Genomic DNA, 1,573 nt, shown 5'->3' on the forward strand with positions numbered 1-1,573 from the left:
ATCTTGCAGCAAGCGCCATCAGGCGAATCCAGCCACTGTTGCAGCACGACGATATCGTCCTCGATGGCGTCGAGACGACCATTGGCAAGATCTGCCTGCTCCTCGGGGCTGCTCGGATAGCCCTTGACGGTGCTGTCGGTGTAGGTCTTCGAAGCATAGTTGAAATGCGTGGTCGTGGTGGCGACACCAATCGACTTGCCGGCGAGATCTTCCTTGGTCACGCCTTTCAGCGTGCTGTCCTTGGGCACGGCGAGCGCCGACGGCGTGTTGTAGTATTTGTTCGAGAAGTCGACCTTCTCCTTGCGCTCGGGCGTGATCGACATCGAAGCGACGATGGCGTCGAACTTGCCGGCCTGGAGAGCTGGAATGATGCCGTCCCAATCCTGAGCGACGAAGGTGCACTTGACCTTCATCTCATCACAAAGCGCCTTGGCGATGTCGATGTCGAAGCCCACGAGCTGGCCGTCGGACGTCAAATTGTTGAATGGCGGGTAGGCGCCTTCGGTGCCGATCCGCAGGGTCTTTTCCTGGGCCTGGGCTACGCCGAGCGTCAGCAGCGCGGCCGATGCGGCAAGCGCGATACGCAGTGAAATACGCATGATAGTCCTCTCTTTATGATCCCGGCCGTCGTTCCGAACGGCTCTGTGGGGCGGTGCTTTTGACCGCCCGCTGGCGCGATACTCCCACTCTTTCAAAGAAAAAAGCAACTGCAAAACCACAAAAATGGGCAAGGCTATTCTGCCGCTGCGTCAGCGCTCAAGCAACGAGCCCAGTGGCGCGCTCGATGAAGTCGGCTATCGACTTTGCATCGTCGAGATCGAACACCGGCAGATGCTCGCCTTCAGCCGCAAAATCGGCGGCGACGGCGACAATGTTGGGATCCCCTGCCGAAAGCGGCGTGCGGTCCTTCGCTTCCAGCCGGCGGGTTTCGATCTTGCGGTGGGCTTCGCGCTTGTAGCCCTCAACCAGCACTAGGTCGCATGGCGCAAGCCGCGACAAGATAGTCTCCAAAGTCGGCTCATCCTCACCGCGCAGCTCATGCATCAGTGCCCAGCGAACGCCGGAGACGATCGCGACTTCGGTAGCGCCGGCTTGCCGATGGCGAAAACTGTCGGCGCCCGGCTTGTCGATGTCGAAGTCATGATGGGCATGTTTCACCGTCGACACTTTCCAGCCGCGCCGGACAAGCTCGGCGACCAGCTTTTCGGTCAATGTCGTCTTGCCGGAATTTTTCCAGCCGGTGATGCCGAAGATGCGTCTGTTCATGGCTTCATGCTCTGCAACAGACGCTCGGCAGAGACAAGATCATTAGGGTCGTTGATGTTGAAGAAGGGGTCGACCCCGGCCGATTGCAGAATCGGGAATTCCACCTCGACAAAACCGTGCCGGTCGATGAAAGCCGACACCCGCCTGTTGTCCTCGTCGACCAGAAAGTGCCGCAAGGCGTCTCGGCAGTCCGTCGGCCAGAGTGCGAAAGTCGGGTGCCGTTTGCCGGCCGAGCAAGCGACGGCAATTGAACCTGGACTTTGATCGGTGGCCGCAGCCAGCCGTTCGACGAGATCCAGCGGCAGGA

Annotated in this window: 3 protein-coding genes; all 3 read right to left on the minus strand. The window is 59.8% G+C overall.

Features of this window, described 5'->3' with window-relative positions; genetic code table 11:
* Positions 1 to 599 (minus strand): transporter substrate-binding domain-containing protein (locus EN993_RS35590; protein WP_127266219.1); only part of this gene is annotated, 599 nt, incomplete at its 3' end.
* Positions 600 to 756: 157 nt separating this feature from the next.
* Positions 757 to 1,266 carry a molybdopterin-guanine dinucleotide biosynthesis protein B gene (gene mobB, locus EN993_RS35595; protein WP_109671233.1) on the minus strand — a complete coding sequence of 170 codons (510 nt, stop codon included), beginning with the start codon at positions 1,264 to 1,266 and terminating at the stop codon, positions 757 to 759.
* Positions 1,263 to 1,573, minus strand: a 311-nt coding sequence (locus tag EN993_RS35600) for an NTP transferase domain-containing protein (protein ID WP_164758054.1), incomplete at its 5' end; no start/stop codon positions are given. The genes EN993_RS35600 and mobB, both read right to left, overlap by 4 nt.

Source organism: Mesorhizobium sp. M7D.F.Ca.US.004.01.2.1, from assembly GCF_003997785.1.
In the GTDB taxonomy this organism is placed as follows: Bacteria; Pseudomonadota; Alphaproteobacteria; order Rhizobiales; family Rhizobiaceae; genus Mesorhizobium; species Mesorhizobium loti.

What these genes read in the sequence shown, in the direction of transcription:
- mobB (WP_109671233.1), bottom strand. Translation starts at nt 1,266, where the DNA reads ATGAACAGACGCATCTTCGGCATCACCGGCTGGAAAAATTCCGGCAAG.